Genomic DNA, 24,352 nt, shown 5'->3' on the forward strand with positions numbered 1-24,352 from the left:
GACTGATGGCTGCAGTCTAGGGGGCGACCGGGCAGAAGTCTGTCGCAGGACTTGCGGGGTTTGTCGCGTTACTCGCGGCGCAGGCGCAAGGTGCGGGCAGAGCGGCCGAACTGCCGGGTCAGCGCGGCGGTAAAGGCGCTCTGCGAGCTGTAGCCTACCCGTGCGGCGATTTCGCCAATCGCCAGGTTGCTGTTTTGCAGCAGTTGGTGCGCCAGCTGCAGGCGACGGCGGCGCACATAATCCATGGGGGTTTGTCCGGTTTCGCTGAGGAAGCGCACATGAAAACGCGCTGCTGACAGCCCGGCCAGGCGCGCCAGATCATCGACCTGCAGTGGATACGCCGCGTGCTGGTCGATATGCGCATCCAGTGCCGCCAGCGGCAGCGTGCTGGCGGTATGCGCCGGGCTATCGCCGTTGGCCAGGCTGGCCAGGAGCAGCGCTGCGCCTTGCTGAGCGATCACCGGGTCATTGATCGGGCTGGCGGCCAGCCAACTGACCAGCTGGCTTTGCGCCGGGCTAAGGCTGACGGCCGCCGGTTTTTCCAGCAGGCGGCGGGTGGCGTCCAGGTGCCGGCCCAGTTGTTGTTGCAACCAGCATTCGTCCGGTACGTCGAGCACCAGGCAGTGGCTGCCGCTCTTGCTGCCGCAGGCGTGTTGCGCCTCGCTGGGCACCACGGCCAGGGTCTGGCGAGTGACCTGGCTGCCTTGGCCGGCCACTTCGAACTCCAGCAAGCCGCTCAGGCCGAAGACCAGTTGCGCGTGGTCATGGCTGTGGCTGAGCAGTTCATGGCTGTAGTGACGCAGCGAAAGCAGCGAGTGCATGGCGGACTCCTTGTTCAAGGGGCCAAGTCTATACCGGTTATGGCGTGTCACCGAATTGCCATGAATGTGTCATGGGTGCTTCACCGCTGCTGCGCAGACTCGAGCAAACCCAGCCGGAGGTCGTCCATGACCAGCGCTCAGCTCGCCAAGCCCAGCCGCAAGCAACGTGTCCGTACCTTGTGGATTTCCGATGTGCACCTGGGCACCCGGGATTGTCAGGCCGAACACCTGGCCGCCTTTCTCAAGCGTTACCAGACTGACAAAATTTACCTGGTCGGCGACATCATTGATGGCTGGAAGCTGCGCAGCGGGGTGTACTGGCCGCAGTCGCACAGCAACGTGATCCGCCGCCTGCTGACCATGAGCAAGCGCGGCACCGAGGTGATCTACGTCACCGGCAACCATGATGAGTTCCTGCGCCGCTATTCCAGCCTGATGCTCGGCAATATCCAGCTGGTCGACGAGGCCGAGCACTTCACTGCCGACGGCCGTCGGCTGCTGGTGATTCATGGCGATCAGTTTGATGTGATCACCCGTTATCACCGTTGGCTGGCCTTTCTCGGCGACTCGGCCTACGAGTTCACCCTGACCCTCAATCGCTGGCTGAATTACTGGCGTAGCCGCTATGGCTATGGTTACTGGTCGCTGTCGGCCTACCTCAAGCACAAGGTCAAGACGGCGGTAAACTTTATCAGCGACTTTGAGGAGGCCATCGTCCACGAGTGTGCCAAGCGCGGTTTCAATGGCGTGGTCTGCGGGCATATCCATCACGCCGAGATTCGCCCGATGGGCGAGGTCGAGTACATGAACTGTGGTGATTGGGTGGAGTCCTGCACGGCGCTGATCGAGCACCTGGATGGCAGCATTGAGTTGTATCGCCTGGCCGATGAGCAGGCGCGATTGCTGCAATCTCAGCCAGTTGCTGCCGCTGAGCCTGCTCTATGAGAATTCTGATCGTCTCCGACGCCTGGTCACCTCAGGTCAATGGCGTAGTCACCAGCTTGCAGGCGCTGATCAGCGAGCTGCGCGGCTTGGGGCATCAGGTCAAGTTGTTGTCGCCGGCTGACTTTCGCGCGTTGCCGTGCCCCAGCTACCCGGAAATTCCCCTGGTATGGAACCTCTGGCAGGTGGGTGCAGCGATTCGCGGGTTTCGCCCGGACTGCGTACACCTGGCCACCGAAGGCCCGCTGGGCTGGGCCGCGCGGCGCTGGCTAAGCAAGCGTGGCCTGGCGTTTTCCAGCGCGATTCATACGCGTTTTCCCGAATATGTACACACCCGCTGGCCCTGGATTCCACTGCGCTGGGGTTATGCCTTTCTGCGCGCCTTTCACCGACCGAGTCAGGCGGTGCTGGTGACCACCGAACGCATGCGCGAGGAGTTTGCCGGCTGGGGCTTCAAGCGTCTGGTGTTGTGGCGCAAGGGCGTTGATACACGGCTGTTTCGTCCAGCCGAAACGCGGCCAAGCCCAGCCAATCCAGTGTTTCTGTATGTCGGGCGGATTGCGCCGGAGAAAAATATCGAGGCCTTTCTCGCCCTCGATCTGCCGGGCCAGAAGCAGGTGGTCGGCGATGGCCCGCAGCGCGAGGCACTAGAGGCGGCTTATCCGCAGGTGCGCTTTCTCGGCTACCAGCATGGCCAGGCACTGGCCGAGGCGTTTCAGAATGCCAGTGTGCTGGTCTTTCCCTCGCGTACCGACACCTATGGTCTGGTGATGCTTGAGGCTCTGGCCTGCGGTACGCCGGTGGCGGCGTTTCCGGTAGCGGGGCCGTTGGATGTGTTGCAAGTAGGCGTTAGCGGGGTCATGCATGAGGACCTGCGCACAGCCTGCCTTGATGCTGTGAAACTGAACCGCGCGCGTTGCGCCGAGCTGGCGGCGCGGCAGTCCTGGCGGGCTTCGGCGCTGGAGTTTCTGGCGCAGCAGCCGCTGCTCGACGGTGAATTGTGCATGCCGGTTGCGCCACCGTTGGCCAGCGTCGAGCCTGCCCAACTGCTTACATGATGATCTTGTCGCGCAGCTTGTCAGCGGCCTGATTAAGCGCCTGGATCACCTTTTCCTTGTCGAAGTTCTGGATGCCGTTGGTGTCCAGGTACATGGAAAAGCCCGGCAGTTCGTGTTCGACATAGCTCGACGTGGCGCCCAGGTCGCGGCGGAAATCCACCACCTGGTAGATCTGCACCGGGCGGGTAAAGCCTTTGACGGTGATCTGGCCTTTGTCGCGGCACATGATCACGTCCTTGATCAGCGAATAGGTCTCGTGGGAAATCAGGATTTCCCCAGACTCGGCGGCGCTTTCCAGGCGGCTGGCAAGGTTTACGTCGCGACCGATGATGGTGTAGTCCATGCGCGTGTCAGCACCGAAGTTGCCCACGGTACAGTAGCCGGTGTTCAGCCCCATGCGGATTTCCAGTGGCTTGGTGATGCCCTGGGCGCGCCACTGCTGGCGTAGTACTTTCATGTGCTTGCGCATGGCGATGGCCATGGAGACTGCCGCCACGGCGTCCTTTTTCGCGCCTTTGCTACTCGGGTCGCCGAAAAATACCATCACGCAGTCGCCGACGAACTTGTCGATGGTGCCGCCGTATTTCAGACAGATTTTCGACATTTCGTTGAGGTAGGTGTTGAGCAGGTCGGTCAGGGCCTCGGCTTCCAGTTCCTCGGACAGCTCGGTAAAGCCCTTGATGTCGGAGAAGAACACCGTGAGCTTCTTGCGCTGGGTTTCCAGGCGCACGCTCTTCTTACCGGTGAAGATCGATTCCCACACCTGCGGTGACAGGTACTTGGCCAGGTTGCGCGCCAGGCGTGCGGCCTTCTCCTGTTCGCGGCTGATTTCGCTGCGCACCTGAGCCAGGCGCAGGCCCTGCTGGTGCACGAAATAGGCGGTGATGCAGATATACAGGGTGGTAAAGGCGATGCTGACCAGCGCGACCAGCGCGGGGGTGTGTACGTTGGGCGTGGCACCGATCAGCGCGAGGATAAAGACCGCACTGCTCAGGGCGATCAGGGCAGCCAGCCCGAGGTAACGCAGGCCGCCGATGACCAAGGCGCTGAACGTCATGATCAGCAACGCCATCAGGCTGGGCACCACCGAAAAGCCCAGCAGGGCGATAGCGCCACCACAATGCAGGGCGTCGATAAACAACAGGCTGAGGGTGGTGCGCTGCGGGTGCTCACGCTTGAAACGCAGGCTCAGATGGTGTGCCAGGTGCGGGTAGAGCAGGGCGTAGGGCACCATCCAGAGAATGTCGTAGCCGAAATGCTTTGTGTAAGTGCCGGCGGCAATGCTGGCAGCGATGGCTATATAGGCCAGCACGCGGGAGTAGTACTCGCGCAGCGGCGGTGCCGGCAATGCAGAAAGTCGAGGGGCGCTTTTGACATTCATCCGATGGGGCTATCCCTACTGCGTTCTCATGCACCTCTACCGGGTGCCTGGGTTGCACGCCATGGCTGGCGTGCAAAATAGCCAGGGATCATAACCAAGCCCACCACGCCCGCCAAGCGCGGCAGCCGAACGGCAGCGCGGCCCCGCAATGGGCATCTAAAACTTGATGCGGCCGGTGAAGGCATCCTTGAGCATCACCCAGTCGCCCATCAGCGAGTACAGCGGGTAGTCGAAGGTGGCCGGACGGTTCTTTTCGAACACAAAGTGGCCAATCCAGGCAAAGCCATAGCCAATCAGCGGGATGCTCAGCAGCCACAGCCACTGCTGTGTACCCAGGGCGTAGGCCAGCACACACAGCACCAGCAGGCTGCCGACATAGTGCAGGCGGCGGCAGGTGGCATTGCTGTGTTCCTGAAGGTAGTAGGGGTAGAACTCGGCGAAGCTGCTGAAGCGCTCGCGGGTTTCAGTGCTCATCTGGGGCCTCCTCTTATTGTTTTGCGCGCCACCAAGGGTTGCAGCGGTGGCGGCTTACTTGCAGTCTAGGTCGACTGACGCGCTGGGCCACTGACATTCAGTGCCAGTTTAGTATCCTTCCGTCGCCCTTCAGACTCACGAATAAGAACTGAACAAGTCATGAGTGAACGTACCACTTCCTCCAGCTGGGCCTCCGGAATTGTCGCGGCACTGGAGCTGGGCGGTGTTGATTGCCGCAGCCTGTTTGGCCAGCTGGGCCTCGACTATGCGGCGCTGAGCAATCCCGATGCACGGTTTGCCCAGGATGCCATGACCCGCCTCTGGCACCTGGCGGTTGAGGCCTCCGGTAACCCTGCTATTGGTTTGAACATGGCGAAAGCCTTGCGGCCATCCTCGTTCAATGTAGTGGGTTACGCGGTGATGAGCAGCCGTAATCTGCAGGAGGGGTTTGCGCGTCTGGTGCGGTATCAGCGGATTATCGGTGAGGGCGCCGACCTGTGTTTCCACCCGACAGCCGAAGGCTATGAAATGCTCCTGGCGATTCATGGTGATCGCCTGCCTTCCGCACGGCAAAGCGCTGAAGCCTCATTGGCGTATTCGCTGGCGTTCTGCCGCTGGCTGACGGGCAAACCGCTGCGCCCGCGGCTGGTCAGCCTGATGGGCCCGGCGCCTGAGAACCAGTTGCCTTACCAGGAGGTGTTCCAGTGCCCCTTGAAGTTCAACGCTGAGCGTTATGCGCTGTTGTTCGAGCGCGCCGACCTGGATGCACCGTTGCCGTCGGCCAATGAAGCGCTGGCGCAACTGCATGACCGTTTTGCCGGCGATTACCTGGCGCGCTTTTCCGGCTCACGGGTGACCCATCAGGTGCGTCAGGTGCTGTGTCGTTTGCTGCCTCAGGGCGAGCCCAAGCGTGAGGCGGTGGCCCAGGCCTTGTTGTTGTCCGAGCGCACCTTGCAGCGACGTTTGCAGGATGAAGGCACCAGTTATCAGCAACTGCTCGATGACACCCGCCGCGAGTTGGCTGGGCAATACCTGGGGCAGGCCAACCTGACCCTGCTGGAAATTTCCTACCTGCTGGGGTTCTCCGACCCGAGCAACTTCTTCCGTGCCTTCCGCCGCTGGTTTGACAGCACGCCGGGCGAGTACCGCGCGCGCCTGTAATTACGTCCGTGAATCTGTTTACGAGCTCGCGAGCTAGAGCCATGCAAGGCAAAAACAGGCGAGAAACGCAGCGTAGCGCAGTAACAGCCTTAGGCTGGCCCGCAGGGTGAGCGCAGCGAATCAAGCGGAGTGTACGAACTGTACATGAGCATTCCGAGTCTGTTTTTAACGCAGCAGGGCCGACGCGCAGCAGGTCGTAAATAGATTCTTAGTGTCGCCAGAACGCGGGAAGCATCAGCACCAACACGGTCAGAATTTCCAGGCGTCCGAGCAGCATGCCGAAAGTCAGCAGCCATTTGGCGGTATCCGGCAGGCTGGCGTAGGTGCCCGCCGGGCCGATGATCGGGCCCATGCCGGGGCCGACGCCGGAGACGGTGCTGGCCGCGCCGCTGAGCGCGGTGATCCAGTCCAGGCCGCAGAGGGTCAGGGCCAGGGCCAGTATGGCGATGGTGATGGTGAAGAAAAACGAGAAGGTCAGAATCGAGCGAACGATGTCTTCATCCAGGTTGTGCCGATTGTACTGCTGTTTGATCACCGCCCGTGGGTGCACCAGTTGCATCAGGTTGGCCTTGAGCAGGGTGTAGGCAACCTGGAAACGGAAGATCTTCAACCCGCCCGCAGTCGAACCCGAGCAACCGCCGATAAAACCCAGGTAAAAGAACAGCATGCCGGCGAAGCCGCCCCACAGGCTGTAGTCGTCAATGGCCAGGCCGGTGGTGGTCATGACCGAGGTGGTGTGAAAGGCCACATGGCGAATGGCATCCACCCAGTGCAGGTTGCTGCTGAAGCAGTACCAGGTGCCCAGTATCAGCCAGGTGCTCAGCAAAATGGTCAGGAAGCCACGTACCTGCTGATCCTTGATCAGGGCCTTGTAGTTGCCGCGCAGCATCGAGGCAAACAGCACGAAGGGCACGCTGCCAAGAATCATCAGGACGATGGTGACCCAGTGCACGGCAGGCTCGGTCCATTTGCCCAGTGACTGGTCCGAGGTGGAAAAACCACCCGTTGAGATGGAGGACATGGTGTGGTTGATCGCATCGAATAGGTTCATACCGGCCAGCCACAGCGCCAGGCAGCCGATCAGGCTGATGCCCAGGTAAGCGGCGACCATGTATTTGGCCACCATGTGCGAGCGCGGCATGATCTTTTCGGAACGATCCGATGACTCGGTCTGGAACAGGCGCATGCCACCGATACGCAGCATCGGCAAAATCGCCACGGCCATGGCGATAAAACCGATGCCGCCGAGCCAGTGCAGCACCGAGCGCCAGATCAGAATGCCCGGTGACATGCTGTCCAGCCCAACCAGTACGGTAGCGCCGGTGGCCGTGATGCCCGACATGCTCTCGAACACCGCATCGGTCAGCCCCAAGTGCTGCGAGAACATAAAGGGCAGGGCGGCGAACAGCCCCACCAGCACCCAGCTGGATACCGTCAGCAGGTACATGTCGCGCGGGCGCAGTTGCACATCCTTGGGCCGGCCCTGAACGATCATTGTCATGCCGGCGATAAAGGTGATCAGGCTGGACCAGAGAAAGGCGTTGAGCTCATGCGCCCGGCCAAACAGCACCAGGGTCAGCATCGGGATGGTCATGCTGATGGCCAGCGTCAGCAGAAAGATGCCGTTGATAAACGAGATGATCCGTAAGGTCGGCCAAGCCATCTACGCGGTTTCCATTTCTGTAGACCAGGGGTCTAGGTACAAGTCAGGGCATGCCGTTTGACGCGGCGTTCAGTGTGCATCAGTGCCGCCAGAATGCGCGGGTAACCAGTACCAGTACGGTGAGGATCTCCAGACGCCCGAGCAACATGCCGACTGTCAGCAGCCATTTGGCGGAGTCAGGCAGTGTCGAGAAATTACCCGCCGGGCCAATGATCGGCCCCAGCCCTGGCCCCACGTTGCACACCGCAGTGGCCGCACCGGTAAGGGCGGTGACCCAATCCAGGCCGATCAGCGCCAACCCCAGGGCGATCACGCCGATGGTGATGGCGAAGAAAAACGAGAAGGTGATCAGCGAGCGGACGATCTCTTCATCGAGGTTGTGGTTGTTGTACTGCTGCTTGATCACGGCACGCGGGTGAATCAGTTGCTGCAGGTTGGCCTTGAGCAGCACATAAGCCACCTGGAAGCGGAAGATCTTCAGCCCGCCGGCGGTGGAGCCCGAGCAGCCGCCGACGAAGGTAAGGTAGAAGAACAGCAGCACGGCGAAGCTGCCCCAGGTGGTGTAATCACCCAGGGCAAAGCCAGTGGTGGTAACCACCGAGGTGACATTCACTGCAACGATGCGAAAGGCGTCCAGCCAGCTGTTGTCTGAGTGCAGCCACAACCAGGTGCCAAATACCAGCCAGGTCACTAGCAGAAAACCGAGAAAACCGCGTACCTGATGATCCTTGAACAGCGCCCGGCGATTGCCACGCAGGGTGGCCACATAAAGGGTGAAGGGCAGGCTGCCGAAAATCATGGTGAGCACTGCGACCCAATGCACGGCCGGCTGTGACCAGTTGGCCAGGGACAGGTCCGAAGTGGAGAAACCGCCCGTGGAGATCGAGGCCATGGAATGGTTGATGGCATCGAAGGGGGTCATGCCTGCGGCCCAGAACGCGAGAAAACCCACCAGCGTAAGGCCCAGGTAGACAAACAGGATGTACTTGGCCGCCATGTGCGAGCGCGGCATGACCTTCTCGCCCCAGTCGGAAGATTCTGTCTGGAACAGGCGCATGCCACCGACCCGCAGCAGTGGCAGGATCGCCACGGCCATACCGATAAAGCCGATGCCGCCCAGCCAGTGCAGCATTGAGCGCCAGATCAGCAGGCCCGGTGATGCCTTGTCCAGCCCGACCAGAATGGTGGAGCCGGTGGTGGTGACCCCGGACATGGTTTCGAAAAAAGCATCGGTGTAGCTGATGTGATGAATCAGCACCATCGGCAGGGCGGCAAAGACACACACCACCAGCCAGCTACAGGTGGTCAGCAGGTACATGTCGCGCGGGCGCAGCTGCGCGTCCTTGGGGCGTCCGGGAAGGAGCATGGCAATCCCGGCGACGGCGGTTACCAGGCTCGACCAGAGGAAGGCATTGAGGTCGTCCGTGCGTGAATAGAGCAGCAGCGTGAGCATGGGAATCAACATGCTCACGGCCAGGGTGATCAGGAAAATGCCGAGAATGAAAGCAATGATGCGCAGTGTCGGCAATGACATGGAGGCTGGCTCGGGCTCTGGGGCAAAGGGGCGTCATTCTACGCGCGCTGTAGCCGCTGTACAGCCGCCACATTGGGTGCTTTACAAGCGCTTGGCGCTGCATAGAATAGCCGCCAGGTGCCGGCCCTTGCCGGTTTCTGAGCCTTCCATCATGTCCGATAGCAATCCTTGTCTGAGTTGTGGCGCCTGCTGCGCGCACTTTCGTGTGTCATTTTTCTGGGGTGAGTGCCAATCGGCCGGCGGTCTGATGCCGGATGATCGGGTGGTGCTGATCACCCCGCACCGTGTCGCCATGCGTGGCACGGAAAGCAAACCTGCGCGTTGTAACGCCCTGCTCGGTGAAGTCGGCCAGGGGGTGCGTTGCACCCTGTATGAGCAGCGCTCCAGCACCTGCCGTGAATTCGAGGCGTCCTGGGCCAATGGCGAACACAATCCGCATTGTGACGCCGCGCGCCAGGCATACGGCCTGCCGCCTCTGACGCCGCCGATCATGCCCAGTGTCTCGCCAGACCGGGTGGCCTGAGCCAGCGAGTACCCGTCAGCCCCGCGCAAGCACTAGAATGGCCACCTGAATGAATACTTGAGGTGGCTGATGGACGCTCTTGATGCGCTGCTTAACCGTGTTTCCGCGCCGCGCCTGATTGCGCCGGCTCCCGATGCCGCCCAGCGCGAGTTGCTGTTCCGTGCGGCTTTGCGCGCCCCTGACCATGGACAACTGCGCCCCTGGCGCTTTCTCACCGTGGAAGGCGAGGCGCTGACGCAACTGGGCGAACTGTTTGCCAGCGCCTTACCCGCCGATGCCAGCCCTGAAGCCCTGGCCAAGGCGCGTGCCATGCCGTTGCGGGCACCGTTGCTGGTACTGGTGATTGCGCGGGTGCAGGCCAGTGCGAAAGTACCGGCGCAGGAGCAGGTACTGGCGGCGGGCTGTGCGGCGCAAGCGATCCTGCTGGCGGCCCATGCACAGGGCATCGGCGCGGTCTGGCGTACCGGTGATATGGCGTATAACCCACAGGTGGCGGCTGGTCTGGGCCTGGCGGCTGATGAGCAGCTGATTGCCTACCTCTACCTGGGCACCCCGGAGCGCGAATTGCGCGCGGTGCCCCAAGTGCAGGTCAGTGACTTTGTCAGGGTCTGGCCGGCGGCTGAGTAAGCGGTAAACGCAAGGTGGCGACAAAGCCGCCTTGCGCATGGTTGGCCAGCTCAAGCTGACCGCCATGCCGTTCGGCGGCGCGACGAGCAATGGCCAACCCCAGGCCATGACCGCTGCTGGTCTGCCCGGGCGCGCGGAAGAATGGCTCGCCTAAGCGGCTCAGATGCTCAGGCGCCGCACCGGGCCCATGGTCGCGCACGCTCAGGCACAGCTGCTCGCCTTCACGGTAGGCGCTGATTTCAATCGCTTGCCCCGTTGGGTTAAAGCGCAGGGCGTTGCGCAGCAGGTTATCCAGCGCCCGCTGCAACATATCCGGCCAGCCGTTGAGTTGCAGGCCACTCTGCAACTGAATGCTGAGTGGCTGTTCGGGGGCATCCAGATGGGCATCGTCTTGCACCTTGCGCAGCAGCTCATCGAGGTTGATCGGCTGCGCGGCACCGGGCTCGGCATCGAGACGGGCGAGGGCAAGGATTTCACTGATCAGCGCTTCCAGGCGATCACATTCCTGACCGAGGCGTGGCCAGTAGCTTTCCCGCGTGGCGGCATCGGCGCGCTCGGTCAGGGCCAGGGCAATGCGCAGGCGCGCCAGCGGCGAGCGCAGTTCATGGGACACATCACGCAGCAGTTGCCGCTGGCTGCTGATCAGGCCCTGCACGCGCTCGCCCATGCGGTTGAAGTCAGCGGCCAGAACCCCGAGTTCATCGCGGCGTTCGGCCAGTTTGGCCAAGCTGTTCTGCTGGTAGGCCGTTTGCCCCAGGTCGTGTACGGCGCCGCGCAGGCGGTTCAGCGGGCGGGTAATCGACAGCGTCAGCCAGAGGCTGAACAGCGTCAGCACCAGCATGGCGATACCCAGGGCGCTGAGCGGCCACAGCAGGCTGTCGCGTTGCCATGCGGCGATTTCGGGCAGCGGAATGCGGTAGATCAGCAGGTAGGTTTCGCCGCTTTGCGGGCTGGTGTACTCGGCGCTCAGGCGGCGCCAGGGCAGGCGCTTTTCATTGCGGTGACGCGCTTCGAATGCCGCCGCTCGGGGTGGAAAGGTGCCCTTGACCAGTGGCTGACCACTGTCATCGAGTACCTGCACGTCGATGCGGAACTTGCGTTTGCGCTGCTCCAGCAGCGCCTGGGCGGCACGCGGGCCCTCGCTCTCGTAACGCTGCGTCCACTTTTCGGCAAAACGTTCCAGTGCCGGGTGCTGGCTGAGCAGCCAGGCATCCTGATTGAGCATGCGCCCAAGCAGCATGGACAGCCCGGCAACCAGGGCGATTGCCAGCCAGAAACTGGCAAAGATGCGCCAGAACAGTGAACGCACGGCTATTCCTCATGCAAAAAACCGCCGAGCCTGGTGGCGCGGCGGTGGTGGGCTGGCTTCAGGCTTAGTTGGCCTGTTTGTCCTTCTCGGCTTTCCAGACTTTGAACTCGGCCATTTCGGCGCGGCGCTCGTTCATTTTCTGCTGGTGTTCGTCGAAGGCTTTCTGTTGTTCGGGTTTGAGCAGCGCGCGGATCGCCGTATGCTGTTTGTCCTTGGCGGCCTTCAGTTCATCCTGCATGGCTTTCTGTTCAGCCGCTGGCAGCTTGCTCAGGTAGCGCTGAGTGATCTCATGGCGACCTTTCATCTGCTCGCCCATCAGTTTGCGGATTTCGCGGTGCTGCTCTTGGCTCAGGTCTAGCTCTTTGAACAGGCGGGAACCATGTTCGCCATGCTGGCCGCCGCCGTGCCGTGGGCTGCCGTCAGGCATGGCCATAGCCAGAGTTGGCAGCGTCATGGCGAGCAATACAGCAGTCAGGGTCTTGCGCATGGTGTGTCTCCTTGTCTGAAACCGGTAAGTCCCGGATGAGCCCAGTCTAGGGCGGTCAAGGTCAAGGGCCGTCAGGGCAAGGTAAAGCTTGGGTAAAGAGCGTGGCGCGGTGGATTTACCGATGCGGCGCTCAGACGCTGTAGTAATAGCCGCGACTTCGCAGCGCCAGAATGCGCTGGCGTCCATCGGCGTGGGGGCCGAGTTTCTTGCGCAGGTTGCTGACATGCATGTCCAGGCTGCGGTCATACAGCGTCAGCTTGCGGCCCAGAGCCAGTTGCGCCAGTTGCTGTTTGTCCACCGGCTCACCTGGATGTTGCAGCAGCGCCTCCAGAATGCGGCTTTCCGAGAGGGTCAGCAGCACTTCCTGCTCGCCCAGGGTGACAGTGCCGCGTGCCTGGCTGTAATGCAGGTCGCCGAGGTCCAGCGGGCTGCTCGGGCTAGCTGGCAAGCTGCGGCGTAACACCGCGCGCAGGCGGGCAGTGAGTTCGCGGGGGTCACAGGGTTTGGCCAGGTAATCGTCGGCACCCAGTTCCAGGCCGAGAATCCGGTCCAGCGGTTCGCCGCGTGCCGAGAGCATCAGTACCGGCAGCTCTGGGTGGTCGCTGCGCAGCTGCTTGAGTAATTCCAGGCCGCTGCCATCAGGCAGCATGACATCCAGCACCACTGCATCCGGGCTGGATGCGCTCAGGGTCTGGCGGGCGCTGCTGCCATCATGACAGGCGCTGACCTGAAAGCCTTCCTGGGTCAGCCAACTGGTCAGCAATTCGCAGAGTTCGACGTCGTCGTCGATTAACAGCAGGTTACTCATAGGGTCAGTTGAGCCACTCGCTACGGGAGCGCCGACCACGCCGCAGCACAGAGCCGATAATCACCCCCAACAGGCCGGCTCCAGCGCCGATGGCAAACCACATCTGCTGCTCGCTGACCAGCGGTTGTGGCGCGCTGGCCTGGACTTTCTTCAGCTGTAGCTTGAGGCGCTGGTTTTCCTGGCGCAGGCGCTGCAGTTGGACGGTTTCGCGCTCACCGGTGTTGGTTTGCAGTTCTGCACTGAGGGCTTCGCGCTGCTCTTCGCTGAGTGCCAGGCGCTGTTCCAGTTCGTCGACTTGCGCTTGCATCGAGGTGGCTTCTGCCAGCGGTTGAGGTGGGTTTTCCTCGGCCAGGGCAGCAACTGGCAAGCACAGGGTTAAGAGCAAAAACAGCGGGCCTGGACGCATCGGAACTCCTATCTTCTAGTTGTTATCGGGTGGTTCAGCGAAGGCATGGCTTCAAGGCAAGACCAGCTTGAAGGGTTTCACCACGACGTTGGCATATACACCCGCGGCGCGATAAGGATCGGCATCGGCCCATTGTTGCGCGGCCAACAGCGATTCGAATTCGGCGACGATCAGGCTGCCGGAAAACCCGGCCGGGCCTGGGTCATTGCTGTCGACGGCCGGATGCGGCCCAGCGAGGATCAGACGGCCTTCCGTTTTCAGTTGCTCCAGGCGTGCCAGGTGCGCCGGGCGGGCATTCAGGCGGTTTTCCAGGGAGTTCTGCACATCGGTGGCAATGATCGCGTAGAGCATCTCTATCCTTAATAAGGTGTTTGGCACTGGTCGCTGCAAGGGAGAAAAGCAGCCTGTCCGGGCAAAGTCGAGGAAATATTGGCGCAAGCCAGCAAGAATCTACATCTGGCGGCATAATAACAAACATAAATGACTCGGAAAGTGCCCCCTATGGACGTTGATTTGCATTGCCACAGCACCGCTTCGGATGGCGCCCTGGCGCCCGCTGTGGTGGTGGCGCGGGCGTTCGAACGGGGTGTGCGTCTGCTGGCGTTGACCGATCACGACACCCTCGAGGGCCTGGACGAGGCCGCACAGGCGGCGCAGACGCTGGGCATGCAGTTGGTCAACGGCATTGAGCTGTCCTGCACCTGGGGTGGTGCGACCATTCACGTGCTGGGTTATGCCTTTAACCGTGATGCGCCGGCCCTGCAGCAGGCCATTGCCGAGTTGCATGAAGGGCGCTGGTTGCGCGCTGCGGAAATCGCCAAACGCCTGGAAGCCAAGGGCATGCCGGGAGCGCTGGAGGGCGCGCGGGCCTTGCAGCAGGAGTTGGGTGACAGCGGCAATGCGCCGGCGCGGCCGCATTTCGCCGATTTTCTGGTGCACAGCGGTTATGTCAAGGATCGCGCTGAAGCGTTCCGCAAGTGGCTCGGCTCGGGCAAGCTGGGTGATGTCAAACAGCACTGGCCGGAGCTGGCGCAAGCTGTTGATACCCTGCGTCGCGCCGGGGCCTGGGTCAGCCTGGCGCATCCCTGGCAGTACGACTTTACTCGGAGTAAGCGGCGCAAGTTGATTGCCGACTTTGTTGGCGCGGGCGGGCATTCTCTGGAAGTGGTCAATGGCATGCAGCCGGCCGAACAGGTGGGCAGCCTGGCGATTCTGGCCCGTGAATTCGGCCTGTTCGTCACCGCAGGCAGTGATTTCCATGCGCCGGGTCAGTGGTCTGAGCTGGGTGTCTACCGCCCGGTGCCCGAGGATCTACCGCCCTTGTGGGCACGGTTTCAACATGTCCAGCAGCCTACTGCAATTTGACCAGGGCCTTAGCGTGAGCCAATTCTTCCAGATTCATCCGGAAAACCCGCAAGCGCGCCTGATCAAACAGGCTGTGGAAATCATCCGCAACGGTGGGGTGGTGGTCTACCCGACCGACTCATCCTACGCGGTTGGTTGCCATATCGGCGACAAGAACGCGGTGGAGCGTATTCGTCGCCTGCGCCAGTTGGACGACAAACACAACTTCACCTTGGTGTGTCGCGACCTGTCGCAGCTCAGCACCTTTGCCAAGGTCGACACGGCGGCCTTCCGTCTGCTCAAGAGTCATACCCCAGGGCCTTACACCTTTATCCTCAACGCCACCCGCGAAGTGCCGCGCATGCTGCTGCATGCCAAGCGCCGCACCATTGGCCTGCGTGTGCCCAGCCACCCGATTGCCATGGCCTTGCTGGCGGAGCTGGATGAGCCGTTGATGAGTGTCAGCCTGATCCTGCCGGGTGAAACCCTGCCGATGAGTGACCCGTATGAGATGCGCCAGATACTTGAGCATCAGGTCGACCTGATCATCGATGGCGGTTTCGGCGGGCTGGAGGCTTCTACGGTGGTCAGCCTGCTCGACGACGAACCTGAGGTATTCCGGGTCGGCTGCGGTGATCCGTCGCCTTTTACGGATGACCTGTGAGCCTGTCTCGCTATAATCCGGCTCTTTCGAGTTTTCAGGTAACCGGTTTTGAGTCTTGTAGACGCTGAACGTCGCGTACTGTCTGGCATGCGTCCAAGTGGTCAGCTGCACCTGGGACATTACCAGGGTGTGCTGAAAAACTGGGTGAAGCTGCAGCACAGCTATGAGTGCTTCTTCTGCATCGTCGACCTGCATGCGCTGACCACCGATTACGACGATGTCGGCCCGTTGTCGCAGCGGGTCATGGACATGGCGGTAGACTGGCTGGCCGCTGGCGTCAGCCCAAGTTCGGCGACCCTGTTTATCCAGTCGCAAGTCCCTGAACACGCCGAGTTGCACTTGCTGCTGTCGATGATCTGCCCGCTCAGCTGGTTGGAACGCGTGCCGTCTTATAAAGAGCAGCAGGAACAGCTGCACAGCAAGGACCTTAGCACCTTCGGCTTTCTCGGTTACCCCTTGCTGCAAGCCGCCGATATTCTGCTGTACCGCGCCGGTGTGGTGCCGGTGGGCGGTGATCAACTGGCGCACATCGAATTTGCTCGTGATGTGGCGCGGCGTTTCAACCACCTCTACGGCCGTGAGCCAGGCTTTGAGGAAAAGGCCGAGGCGGCGATCATTAAGCTGGGCAAGAAAACGGCGACGCTCTACAACAACCTGCGCAGGGCCTATCAGGAACAGGGTGATGCTGAGGCCCTAGAGACCGCACGGGCGTTGCTCAAGGATCAGCAGAGCATCACCCTGGGTGACCGCGAGCGCCTGTATGGCTACCTGGAAGGTGGCGGCAAGATTCTTTTGATCGAGCCGCAGGCCATGCTCGGCGAGGCGCCCAAGTTGCTGGGGCTGGATGGCGGCAAGATGTCCAAGTCCAACAATAATGCGATTTTTCTGCGTGACAGCGGCGCGGTGATTGAAGAGAAGATTCGCCGCATGCCGACTGATCCGGCGCGGGTGCACCGCGACGATCCCGGCAATCCGCAACACTGCCCGGTGTGGCCGCTGCACCAACTGTACTCGACCGATGCCACTTGCGAGTGGGCCCAGCAAGGTTGCCGCAGTGCCGCAATTGGCTGCCTGGAATGCAAGGCGCCCCTGGCCGAGGCCTTGCAGCGTGAGTTGCAGCCCTTACAGGCGCGTGCTGCGGATTATCAGGACAATCCTGATCTGGTCCGGCAGATTCTTGCCGATGGCGCCGAGCGTGCGCGTGCCGAGGCGCGTGAAACCTTGAGTGACGTGCGCCTGGCCCTCGGCCTGAATTACCGCTGAAGTCAGCCCCGAATCTAATTCCGAGAGTACCCATGTCCAGCGTGCCAGTCCCGGAACACCCCGACAGCCATCCCCATGATCAGGCTCATGCGCAGCAGGAGCTGCCGTTTGCCCTGGTGTATGGCCAGGCGGTCACCGAAATGCCGCTGGACCTGTATATCCCGCCGGATGCCCTGGAGGTATTTCTCGAAGCCTTCGAAGGCCCGCTGGACCTGCTGCTGTACCTGATTCGCAAGCAGAACATCGACGTGCTGGACATCCCGGTGGCGGAAATCACCAAGCAGTACATGGGGTATGTCGAGTTGATGCAGTCAGTGCGTCTGGAGTTGGCTGCTGAGTACCTGGTGATGGCGGCCATGCTCGCCGAGATCAAATCGCGCATGCTGCTGCCGCGTTCCAGTGAAGCCGAGGCTGAGGAAGACGACCCGCGTGCCGAGCTGATTCGCCGTTTGCAGGAGTACGAACGCTACAAGGCCGCGGCAGAGGGGATCGACGGTCTTAGCCGGGTGGGTCGTGACCTCACCGTGCCGCAGCTGGATGCCCCGCAGGCGCGGGCACGCAAGCTGCTGCCGGATGTCAGCCTGGAAGAACTGCTGCTGTCGATGGCCGAAGTGCTGCGCCGCGCTGATATGTTCGAGAGCCACCAGGTGACCCGTGAAGCGCTGTCGACCCGCGAGCGCATGAGTGAAGTGCTGGAGCGCCTCAAGGGCGGCGCCTTTGTGCCCTTTGTCAGCCTGTTCAGTGCCGATGAAGGCAAACTCGGTGTGGTGGTGACCTTTATGGCGGTGCTGGAGTTGATCAAGGAATCCCTGGTCGAACTGGTGCAAAATGAGGCTTTCGGGCCAATCCATGTGCGTGCGCGGGCTGAATAAGCATGAACCTTAACGAACCTCGTGAGCTGGCCAGCCTGCTCGAAGCCTTTCTGCTGGCCTCCGGCAAACCGCAATCGCTGGAGCGTCTGTTCGAGCTGTTTGAAGAGGCCGAGCGGCCGGAGCCGGCGGTATTCAAGAAGGCCCTGACGCACCTGGGCAAATCCTGCGAAGGGCGCGCTTTTGAGCTGGTTGAGGTGGCGTCCGGTTACCGCCTGCAAGTGCGCGAGAAATTTGCGCCTTGGGTGGGGCGCCTGTGGGAAGAGCGCCCGCAGCGCTATTCGCGGGCCATGCTGGAGACCTTGGCGCTGATCGCCTACCGCCAGCCGATCACTCGGGGCGAGATTGAGGATGTGCGCGGCGTGGCGGTCAATAGCCACATCGTCAAAACCCTGCTGGAGCGTGAGTGGATTCGCGTGGTGGGCTACCGCGATGTGCCGGGCAAACCGGCGATGTTTGCCACCACCAAGGGCTTTCTTGATCACTTCAACCTGAAAAGCCTCGACGAACTACCGCCACTGGCCGCGCTGCGTGAGCTGGAGCCGGAACCGGTATTGGCCTTCGAGGATGACCCGCAGGTGCCAGAAGGCTTGCAGGCGCGCGCCGACCTGGCCATGGCCGATGAACCCGCAGCTGAGGCGAGCGAGGAAACCAGCTTTAGCAGCCTGTTGGCCGAACTGGATTCGATGGAGCAGGGTTTGAAGACCGATTTTGATGACCTGACGCTGCTCGATGATTCTTCCGATGCCGATGCCGATGCCGATGCCGATGCCGAGCAGTCGAGCGAAGCAGCGTTACCGCCCCAGCCCTGAGCACCGTTGGTCGGGGCAGAGGCTGACGGTTGTTCGTCTGCCCGCTAGCCTCAATCCGTGCGCTACTGCCGCGTTTCGCGTATGCTCCGCGCCCCTTCGACAAACAGGCACGGCCTGAATTGTCCTAATCACCAGAGAAAACACCGGGAGGTGCCCAGATGAGTGAATCCGAAGAATACAGCCCCGCAGGCGAGAAACTGCAGAAAGTCATGGCGCGCATGGGCCTGGCTTCACGCCGCGAAATCGAAGCCTGGATCAGTGCCGGCCGCGTCAAGGTCAATGGTGCAGTCGCCAGCCTCGGCATGCGCGTTGACCTGCACGACGCCATTGCCGTCGATGGCAAGGTGATCCGCCGCGAAGAAAGCGCCGAGAGCGTGCGCCGCGTGATCATCTACAACAAACCCGAAGGCGAGATCTGCACCCGTGACGACCCGGAAGGCCGTCCGACCGTATTTGACCGCCTGCCACGACCGAAAGATGGCCGCTGGATCAATATCGGCCGCCTCGACATCAACACCACCGGTTTGTTGATGTTTACCACCGACGGTGAACTGGCCAACCGCCTGATGCATCCGTCCTACCAGATGGACCGTGAGTACGCGGTGCGCGTACGTGGCGAAGTCGACGAAGAGATGATCGAGCGCCTGAAAACCGGCGTGATGCTCGAAGACGGCCCGGCCAAGTTCACCGACATCAAGGAAGCGCCTGGCGGTGAAGGCTTCAACCACTGGTATCACTGCGTGGTGATGGAAGGTCGCAACCGCGAAGTGCGTCGCCTGTGGGAGTCCCAGGGCCTGGTGGTCAGCCGCTTGAAACGTGTGCGTTTTGGCCCGGTGTTTATCACCTCGGACCTGACCATGGGCCGCTGGCGCGAAATGAGCCAGCGTGAGGTCGATATCCTCAGCGAGGAGGTCGGTCTCAAGCCGGTTGCCCTGCCGGATATGAAAGAGAAGACCCGCGACAAGCTCGACCGTTTGCAGCGCAAATCGGCCAAGCCGGTGGGCCGCGCCGCACGTCCGGAGCGCACTTTGCGTCCGGCGCATGGTGGCCCGGCCACAGCGGGTGATCAGGGCCGTTCGCGTCCTGCCCGTGGTGAAGGTAGTGAGCGTCCAGCACGTAGCCCGCGTGGTGATCAGAGCAAAGGTACGCCGGTCGCCGAGCGTCCGAGCGACGTCAACAAGAAGCGTCCGACCAAGCCGGGTGCGCAGCGTCCTGGCGTTGAGCTGACGGATCGGCCGTCGCGCAAGCCGGCCGGTGCACCGGTCAAGCGTCGCAGCCAGCCGGGCCGTGAAGGCCAGCGACCGGGCTTTGGCCGTGATCGCAAGCCGGAATAAGGCGTTCTGACAGGCAATAAAAAGGCGACCCTCGGGTCGCCTTTTTGCTGGCTGAGTTGGCGTTAGCCGGCCATCGACAGGCGGTTGCGGCCTTCACGTTTGGACACGTACAGCGCGTTGTCGGCGCGGCGCAACAGGCTGTCCATCGATTCACCTGGCAGCAGGCTGGCACAGCCAAGGCTGACCGACAGTTCAATGGCGCGATTTTCCACCAGGTACTGAATGCCCAGTACGGCCAGGCGCAGGCGCTCGCCAACCATAGAGGCGGCTTCGCGGCTGGTGCTGGAGAGCAGCACCATGAATTCTTCACCGCCGTAGCGGAACACCATGTCGACATTGCGCAGGCTGTCTTTCAGGGCGCTGGCTACAGCCTTGAGGGCCTGGTCGCCGACGATGTGACCGTGGGTGTCGTTGATCCGTTTGAAGTGGTCGATGTCGACCATCAGCACCGACAGCGGCTGTAGATTGCGCCGGGCAATGTCCACTTCACGTTTGAGCGTCTGCTCCATGGCAATCCGGTTGCCGGTTTCGGTCAGTGGATCGCGCAGGGCAGTTTGCAACGCTGCGCGGTAGAGCAGGGCGTTGCGCAGTGGAAACAGCAGGCTGGCGAGCAGTGATTCGAGCTGACCAAGCTCATCTTCACTGAAGCGTTGGTTGCGCCGGAAGGTCAGCTCGCCGAGGAATTCGCCATCGTGGTTCAGGCGGTAGCCAGCTGAGTGGCTGGCACGCTCGCCCAGCTCCAGGCGCAGGTCGCAGGAGGCCAGCTGATAGCTGAGGGCGCTGAGCGGCACCAGGCGCTGCACTTCGTTGTAGAACAGCTCCAGAATGCGTTCGGCTTCCAGCGAGGTCTGCAAGCGCAGGCTCAATTGCTGGCGCAGCTGCGCCAGGCTGACTGGCTTCAGGTTTTTCTGCAGGCGACTGGCATAGCCAAGACGTTGCAGTTTGGCTGCGTCGAAATCAATGGTGTTGGACTGGTTGTGCGGGGCCATGAAGCTTTACCTCTAGCGCTATACGCGGCGATAGCGAGGCTTCAGCGAAATCCATGCCAGTTTTTGAAATGACTTAAAAGTGCTTTTATTTCAGCTGCTTGGAGTTGTTGCGGGGCGCGGGGCGCAAGCTTTTGCCGGTTAACTGGCGGTGCTGCTGGCAATCTGATGCCAGCTGACTCAGCCGCCGCCGGAAAACCGGCGGCGGCTATTCAGGCTTATTGCGCGTCAAATGCCTGACCATTCACCCCGGTGCTATCCGGCCCCATGAGGTACAGGTACACCGGCATGATGGCTTCCGGCAGCGGGTTGTTGGCCGGGTTTTCCCCTGGGTAGGCCTGGGCGCGCATGTCGGTGCGGGTTGCGCCTGGGTTGACGCTGTTGGCGCGCACGTTGCTGATGCCGTCGATTTCATCAGCCAGGACCTGCATCAGGCCTTCGGTGGCGAACTTCGAGACGGCATAGGCGCCCCAGTAGGCGCGGCCTTTGCGGCCGACGCTGCTGGAGGTGAACACCACCGAGGCGTCCGTCGAGAGCTTGAGCAGCGGTAGCAGGGTGCTGGTGAGCATAAACATGGCGTTGACGTTGACCTGCATGACGCGCATGAAGTTATCGCCAGACAGCTGTTCCAGTGGTGTGCGTGGGCCAATGATCGAGGCGTTATGCAGCAGGCCGTCGAGTTTGCCGAATTCGGCTTCGATCATCGCCGCCAGTTCGTCGTACTGGTGCGGCAGGGCGGTCTCCAGATTGAACGGGATGACTGCGGCCTGCGGGTGGCCAGCAGCTTCGATGGCGTCGTAAACGCGGCTGAGGTTGTCTTCGGTCTTGCCCAGCAGCAGCACGGTTGCGCCGTGAGCAGCGAAGGTCTTGGCGGCGGTTGCGCCAATGCCACGGCCGGCACCGGTTACCAGAATCACGCGGCCCTTGAGCAGGTCAGGGCGGGCGGAATAGTTATGCATGGGTACAACCTCATTCATTCAAAAGCGTATGCGTCGGCGCGCAGCGGGCGATTTTCAGCAACTGCACAGGGCTCGTTCGAGTACGGCGCGCAGTTCCAGTGGGTGATCCACCACGGCATCGGCACCCCAGTTGCGTGGGTTGTCCTGCGGGTGGATATAGCCGTAGGTGACGGCGGCGGTCTTGCAGCCGGCGGCGCGGCCTGCGGCGATGTCACGTTCGTCATCGCCGACGAATAGGGTGGTGGCGGGTTCCACACCCATCTTCGTGCAGGCCAGCAGGATCATCTCCGGATCGGGCTTGCTGCGGCTGACGTGATCTGGGCAGACCAGTACGGCTGAGCGCTGCGCCAGGCCGAGTTGCTGCATGATCGGTTCGGCGTAGCGCACCGGCTTGTTGGTGGCCACGCCCCAGATCAGCTTGGCTTGTTCGATGTCGTTCAGCAGCTCTTGCATGCCGTCAAATGGCCGGGTCAGCACCGCGCAGTGGTTCTGATAGCGTTCAAGAAACTCCAGGCGCAGGGCTTCGAAGCCCTCGGCCTCGGGGTCCATGGCGAAGTTGGCAGCAACCATGGCGCGGGCACCGCCTGAGACCTGATCGCGGATCAGTTTGTCGGCAATCGGCGTTAGGCCGCGCTCGGCGCGCATGGCCTGGCTGATGGCGATAAAGTCCGGCGCGCTGTCGAGCAGGGTGCCGTCCATATCGAAAAGAACTGCGCGCAGGCGCATCAGGCCTCCTTGAGGGTCTGAATCATGTAATTGACGTCCACGTCGGCTTCCAGCTTGTAGCGTTTGCTCAGCGGGTTGTAGGTCAGGCCGATGATGTCCTTGACCTGCAGGCCGGCGTCGCGGCTCCAGGCGCCCAGTTCGGATGGGCGAATGAACTTCTTGAAGTCATGGGTGCCGCGTGGCAGCAGGCGCATCAGGTACTCGGCGCCGATGATGGCGAACAGGTAAGCCTTGGGGTTGCGGTTGATGGTCGAGAAAAACACCTGACCGCCGGGTTTGACCATCTTGTAGCAGGCGCGGATGACCGAGGATGGATCGGGTACGTGTTCGAGCATTTCCAGGCAGGTGACCACGTCGAACTGGCCGGGCATTTCCTCGGCCAGGGCTTCGGCGGTGATCTGCCGGTACTCGACGCTGACGCCGGACTCCAGCTGGTGCAGCTGGGCTACCGCCAGCGGCGCTTCACCCATGTCGATGCCGGTAACGCTGGCACCGCGCTGGGCCATGGATTCGCTGAGGATGCCGCCGCCGCAGCCGACGTCCAGCACCTTTTTACCGGCCAGGCCGACACGCTCGTCGATCCAGTTGACGCGCAACGGGTTGATGTCATGCAGCGGCTTGAATTCGCTTTCACGGTCCCACCAGCGATGGGCGAGGGCTTCGAATTTGGCGATTTCAGCGTGGTCGACGTTGCTCATATAAATCCCTGAATCAGGCTGCGGCGAGAATGGGAGCGCAAGGTGCTCATGTTGCCAGTTTCGCCGGATGGATTGGACGCCTGTTGTGCGGCCAATGTATGTCAGTTTGTCGCAGTGCTCACATTTCTGGATTTGCCGCTATTTGCCGGCAATTTTTGTCCCCCAGGCCTGGGCATTGGCGATGATCCGTTGCTCGTCCAGTCGGGTCAGCTGGCCGCCGTCGAGCAGTTGCTTGCCGCCCACCCAGAGGTGCTCGACGCAAGCACGGCCGCCGGCATAGATCAGCTGTGAAACCGGGTCATAGACCGGTTGCTGGGCCAGGCCGGAGAGGTTGAATACGGCGATATCCGCCGCCTTGCCCAATTCCAGTGAACCGATCTGCTCGTCCAGCCCCAGGGCGCGGGCACCGTTGAGGGTGGCCATGCGCAGTGCGCGGTGGGCATCCAGGGCGGTGGCCGAGCCGGCGACGGCCTTGGCCAGCAGGGCGGCGGTGCGGGTTTCGCCCAGCAGGTCGAGGTCGTTGTTGCTCGCGGCGCCATCGGTGCCAACGGCTACATTGACGCCGGCCTGCCAGAGCTTTTCCACCGGGCAGAAGCCGCTGGCCAGCTTGAGGTTGGATTCTGGGCAGTGGATCACGCTGCTGTTGCTGGCCACCAGCAGCGCCAGGTCATCGTCATCGATCTGGGTCATGTGCACGGCCTGAAAGCGCGGGCCGAGCAGGTCGAGGCGCGCCAGGCGGGCTAGCGGCCGCTCACCGCGTTGTTCCAGGCTCTGCTGCACCTCGAAGGCGGTTTCGTGCACGTGCATATGAATGCCGGCATCCAGCTCCTCTGCGAGCACGCGGATATTCTCCAGCTTGTCATCGCTCACGGTGTAAGGCGCATGCGGGCCAAACGCCACGCTCAGGCGCGGGTGGTGTTTGAGGTCGTCGAACAGCGCCAGACCCTTGCGCAGGGCTTCGTCGGCGTCGCGTGCGCCAGGAATCGGGAAATCCAGCACCGGAATGGTGATCTGTGCGCGGATGCCGCTGCTGTGTACTAGCCGGCTGGCGGTTTCCGGGAAGAAGTACATGTCGGAGAAGCAGGTGATACCGCCCTTGATCTGCTCGGCGATGGCCAGCTCGGTGCCGTCCTCAACGAACTGCTCGTTGACCCACTTGGCCTCGGCCGGCCAGATGTGTTTTTCCAGCCAGGTCATCAGGGGCAGGTCATCGGCCAGGCCGCGGAACAGGGTCATGGCTGCATGTCCGTGGGCATTCACCAGGCCTGGTGTGAGCAGTCGATCCGGTAGCTCGAGCACTTGCAAAGCGCTGTGTTTGAGGGCTTCGGCGCGCGGGGCGATCAGGGCAATGCGTCCGTCACGAATACCCAGGCCATGTTCCAGCAAGACCACGCCAGCAGGTTCGACCGGGACCAGCCAGGTGGGCAGGAGCAGCAGGTCGAGGGGGGCTTGGGGCATGGTGGCGCTTCCGGCAGTCATAAAGTGGCGAGTTTATAGGGGAAC

The 24,352-nt window shown here is 61.9% G+C and carries 25 protein-coding genes and 1 pseudogene; 11 read left to right on the plus strand and 15 right to left on the minus strand.

What is annotated here, in order from left to right; translation table 11 throughout:
- Positions 1 to 68: 68 nt before the first annotated feature.
- Entirely contained in the window at positions 69 to 821 is a 753-nt protein-coding gene (locus ACSQ17_RS17105) for an AraC family transcriptional regulator (protein WP_436069800.1), read from the minus strand.
- A 126-nt stretch (positions 822 to 947) separates the two neighbouring features.
- On the opposite strand from ACSQ17_RS17105, the gene ACSQ17_RS17110 reads away from it, so the two are divergent.
- Both ACSQ17_RS17110 and ACSQ17_RS17115 read left to right on the plus strand, forming a co-directional pair.
- Complete coding sequence (locus tag ACSQ17_RS17110; protein WP_233684207.1) at positions 948 to 1,766, plus strand: UDP-2,3-diacylglucosamine diphosphatase; 819 nt, start codon at positions 948 to 950, stop codon at positions 1,764 to 1,766.
- Positions 1,763 to 2,821 (plus strand): glycosyltransferase family 4 protein, encoded by a 1,059-nt coding sequence (locus ACSQ17_RS17115; RefSeq protein ID WP_436069801.1) that lies wholly within the window; start codon positions 1,763 to 1,765, stop codon positions 2,819 to 2,821. The genes ACSQ17_RS17110 and ACSQ17_RS17115 overlap by 4 nt, the downstream gene beginning before the upstream one ends.
- Here ACSQ17_RS17115 and ACSQ17_RS17120 read toward each other — a convergent pair.
- Positions 2,814 to 4,202, minus strand: coding sequence for an adenylate/guanylate cyclase domain-containing protein (locus ACSQ17_RS17120; protein WP_436069802.1), 1,389 nt, complete (start codon positions 4,200 to 4,202; stop codon positions 2,814 to 2,816). The genes ACSQ17_RS17115 and ACSQ17_RS17120 overlap by 8 nt on opposite strands.
- 156 nt (positions 4,203 to 4,358) lie before the next feature.
- Positions 4,359 to 4,676 (minus strand): Mpo1-like protein, encoded by a 318-nt coding sequence (locus ACSQ17_RS17125; protein ID WP_233684210.1) that lies wholly within the window; start codon positions 4,674 to 4,676, stop codon positions 4,359 to 4,361.
- 159 nt (positions 4,677 to 4,835) lie between these two features.
- On the opposite strand from ACSQ17_RS17125, the gene ACSQ17_RS17130 reads away from it, so the two are divergent.
- Positions 4,836 to 5,837 (plus strand): AraC family transcriptional regulator, encoded by a 1,002-nt coding sequence (locus ACSQ17_RS17130; protein ID WP_436069803.1) that lies wholly within the window; start codon positions 4,836 to 4,838, stop codon positions 5,835 to 5,837.
- Between the two features lie 208 nt (positions 5,838 to 6,045).
- Here ACSQ17_RS17130 and ACSQ17_RS17135 read toward each other — a convergent pair whose 3' ends face one another.
- Together ACSQ17_RS17135 and ACSQ17_RS17140 are read right to left on the minus strand one after the other, a co-directional pair.
- The gene (locus ACSQ17_RS17135) at positions 6,046 to 7,500 is read right to left on the minus strand and encodes a TrkH family potassium uptake protein (RefSeq protein ID WP_436069804.1); all 1,455 of its coding nucleotides are present in this window, start codon (positions 7,498 to 7,500) and stop codon (positions 6,046 to 6,048) included.
- A gap of 79 nt (positions 7,501 to 7,579) precedes the next feature.
- Complete coding sequence (locus tag ACSQ17_RS17140; protein ID WP_436069805.1) at positions 7,580 to 9,034, minus strand: TrkH family potassium uptake protein; 1,455 nt, start codon at positions 9,032 to 9,034, stop codon at positions 7,580 to 7,582.
- A 151-nt stretch (positions 9,035 to 9,185) separates the two neighbouring features.
- Between ACSQ17_RS17140 and ACSQ17_RS17145 the strand changes: the two genes are divergently transcribed.
- A complete protein-coding gene (locus tag ACSQ17_RS17145; RefSeq protein ID WP_436069806.1) occupies positions 9,186 to 9,557 on the plus strand; it encodes a YkgJ family cysteine cluster protein in 372 nt (123 codons plus the stop codon).
- Positions 9,558 to 9,626: 69 nt separating this feature from the next.
- Positions 9,627 to 10,184, plus strand: coding sequence for a nitroreductase family protein (locus tag ACSQ17_RS17150; RefSeq protein ID WP_436069807.1), 558 nt, complete (start codon positions 9,627 to 9,629; stop codon positions 10,182 to 10,184).
- Here ACSQ17_RS17150 and ACSQ17_RS17155 read toward each other — a convergent pair.
- The 5 genes from ACSQ17_RS17155 to ACSQ17_RS17175 form a co-directional block, all read right to left on the minus strand.
- The gene (locus ACSQ17_RS17155) at positions 10,159 to 11,493 is read right to left on the minus strand and encodes a sensor histidine kinase (RefSeq protein ID WP_436069808.1); all 1,335 of its coding nucleotides are present in this window, start codon (positions 11,491 to 11,493) and stop codon (positions 10,159 to 10,161) included. The two genes, ACSQ17_RS17150 and ACSQ17_RS17155, sit on opposite strands and share 26 nt — an antisense overlap.
- A gap of 64 nt (positions 11,494 to 11,557) precedes the next feature.
- Positions 11,558 to 11,980 (minus strand): LTXXQ domain protein, encoded by a 423-nt coding sequence (locus tag ACSQ17_RS17160; protein ID WP_436069809.1) that lies wholly within the window; start codon positions 11,978 to 11,980, stop codon positions 11,558 to 11,560.
- Positions 11,981 to 12,110: 130 nt separating this feature from the next.
- A complete protein-coding gene (locus ACSQ17_RS17165; RefSeq protein ID WP_436069810.1) occupies positions 12,111 to 12,788 on the minus strand; it encodes a response regulator transcription factor in 678 nt (225 codons plus the stop codon).
- Positions 12,789 to 12,792: 4 nt separating this feature from the next.
- Entirely contained in the window at positions 12,793 to 13,194 is a 402-nt protein-coding gene (locus ACSQ17_RS17170; protein WP_436069811.1) for a translation initiation factor 2, read from the minus strand.
- 51 nt (positions 13,195 to 13,245) lie between these two features.
- A complete protein-coding gene (locus ACSQ17_RS17175) occupies positions 13,246 to 13,545 on the minus strand; it encodes a YciI family protein (RefSeq protein ID WP_436069812.1) in 300 nt (99 codons plus the stop codon).
- A gap of 150 nt (positions 13,546 to 13,695) precedes the next feature.
- Between ACSQ17_RS17175 and ACSQ17_RS17180 the strand changes: the two genes are divergently transcribed.
- The 6 genes and pseudogenes from ACSQ17_RS17180 (at position 13,696) to rluB (ending at position 19,480) form a co-directional block, all read left to right on the plus strand.
- On the plus strand, positions 13,696 to 14,559 hold the full coding sequence (locus tag ACSQ17_RS17180; protein WP_436069813.1) for a PHP domain-containing protein: 864 nt from the start codon (positions 13,696 to 13,698) through the stop codon (positions 14,557 to 14,559).
- 13 nt (positions 14,560 to 14,572) lie between these two features.
- Positions 14,573 to 15,202: an L-threonylcarbamoyladenylate synthase gene (locus ACSQ17_RS17185; RefSeq protein WP_257778261.1), complete on the plus strand. Its 630-nt coding sequence runs from the start codon at positions 14,573 to 14,575 to the stop codon at positions 15,200 to 15,202.
- Between the two features lie 48 nt (positions 15,203 to 15,250).
- The gene (locus ACSQ17_RS17190) at positions 15,251 to 16,465 is read left to right on the plus strand and encodes a tryptophan--tRNA ligase (RefSeq protein WP_436069814.1); all 1,215 of its coding nucleotides are present in this window, start codon (positions 15,251 to 15,253) and stop codon (positions 16,463 to 16,465) included.
- 173 nt (positions 16,466 to 16,638) lie between these two features.
- Positions 16,639 to 17,337, plus strand: a complete 699-nt coding sequence (locus ACSQ17_RS17195; RefSeq protein ID WP_233684534.1) for a segregation and condensation protein A — start codon at positions 16,639 to 16,641, stop codon at positions 17,335 to 17,337.
- A gap of 2 nt (positions 17,338 to 17,339) precedes the next feature.
- Positions 17,340 to 18,050, plus strand: a pseudogene (gene scpB, locus ACSQ17_RS17200) (SMC-Scp complex subunit ScpB); the annotation flags it as partial.
- 254 nt (positions 18,051 to 18,304) lie between these two features.
- Positions 18,305 to 19,480, plus strand: coding sequence for a 23S rRNA pseudouridine(2605) synthase RluB (gene rluB, locus ACSQ17_RS17205; protein WP_436069815.1), 1,176 nt, complete (start codon positions 18,305 to 18,307; stop codon positions 19,478 to 19,480).
- Between the two features lie 62 nt (positions 19,481 to 19,542).
- Here the strand turns inward: rluB and ACSQ17_RS17210 are convergent, their stop codons facing one another.
- The 5 genes from ACSQ17_RS17210 to ACSQ17_RS17230 form a co-directional block, all read right to left on the minus strand.
- Complete coding sequence (locus ACSQ17_RS17210; RefSeq protein WP_436069816.1) at positions 19,543 to 20,469, minus strand: GGDEF domain-containing protein; 927 nt, start codon at positions 20,467 to 20,469, stop codon at positions 19,543 to 19,545.
- Between the two features lie 215 nt (positions 20,470 to 20,684).
- Complete coding sequence (locus ACSQ17_RS17215) at positions 20,685 to 21,425, minus strand: YciK family oxidoreductase (protein ID WP_233684225.1); 741 nt, start codon at positions 21,423 to 21,425, stop codon at positions 20,685 to 20,687.
- 54 nt (positions 21,426 to 21,479) lie between these two features.
- Positions 21,480 to 22,151: an N-acetylmuramic acid 6-phosphate phosphatase MupP gene (mupP, locus tag ACSQ17_RS17220; protein WP_436069817.1), complete on the minus strand. Its 672-nt coding sequence runs from the start codon at positions 22,149 to 22,151 to the stop codon at positions 21,480 to 21,482.
- Positions 22,151 to 22,849 (minus strand): bifunctional 2-polyprenyl-6-hydroxyphenol methylase/3-demethylubiquinol 3-O-methyltransferase UbiG, encoded by a 699-nt coding sequence (ubiG, locus tag ACSQ17_RS17225; RefSeq protein ID WP_233684226.1) that lies wholly within the window; start codon positions 22,847 to 22,849, stop codon positions 22,151 to 22,153. Before ubiG ends, mupP begins: the two co-directional genes overlap by 1 nt.
- A 138-nt stretch (positions 22,850 to 22,987) precedes the next feature.
- Positions 22,988 to 24,307, minus strand: coding sequence for a TRZ/ATZ family hydrolase (locus ACSQ17_RS17230; RefSeq protein ID WP_436069818.1), 1,320 nt, complete (start codon positions 24,305 to 24,307; stop codon positions 22,988 to 22,990).
- Positions 24,308 to 24,352 lie beyond the last annotated feature (45 nt).

Source organism: Pseudomonas sp. LjRoot71 (assembly GCF_964253255.1).
Taxonomy (GTDB): Bacteria; Pseudomonadota; Gammaproteobacteria; order Pseudomonadales; family Pseudomonadaceae; genus Aquipseudomonas.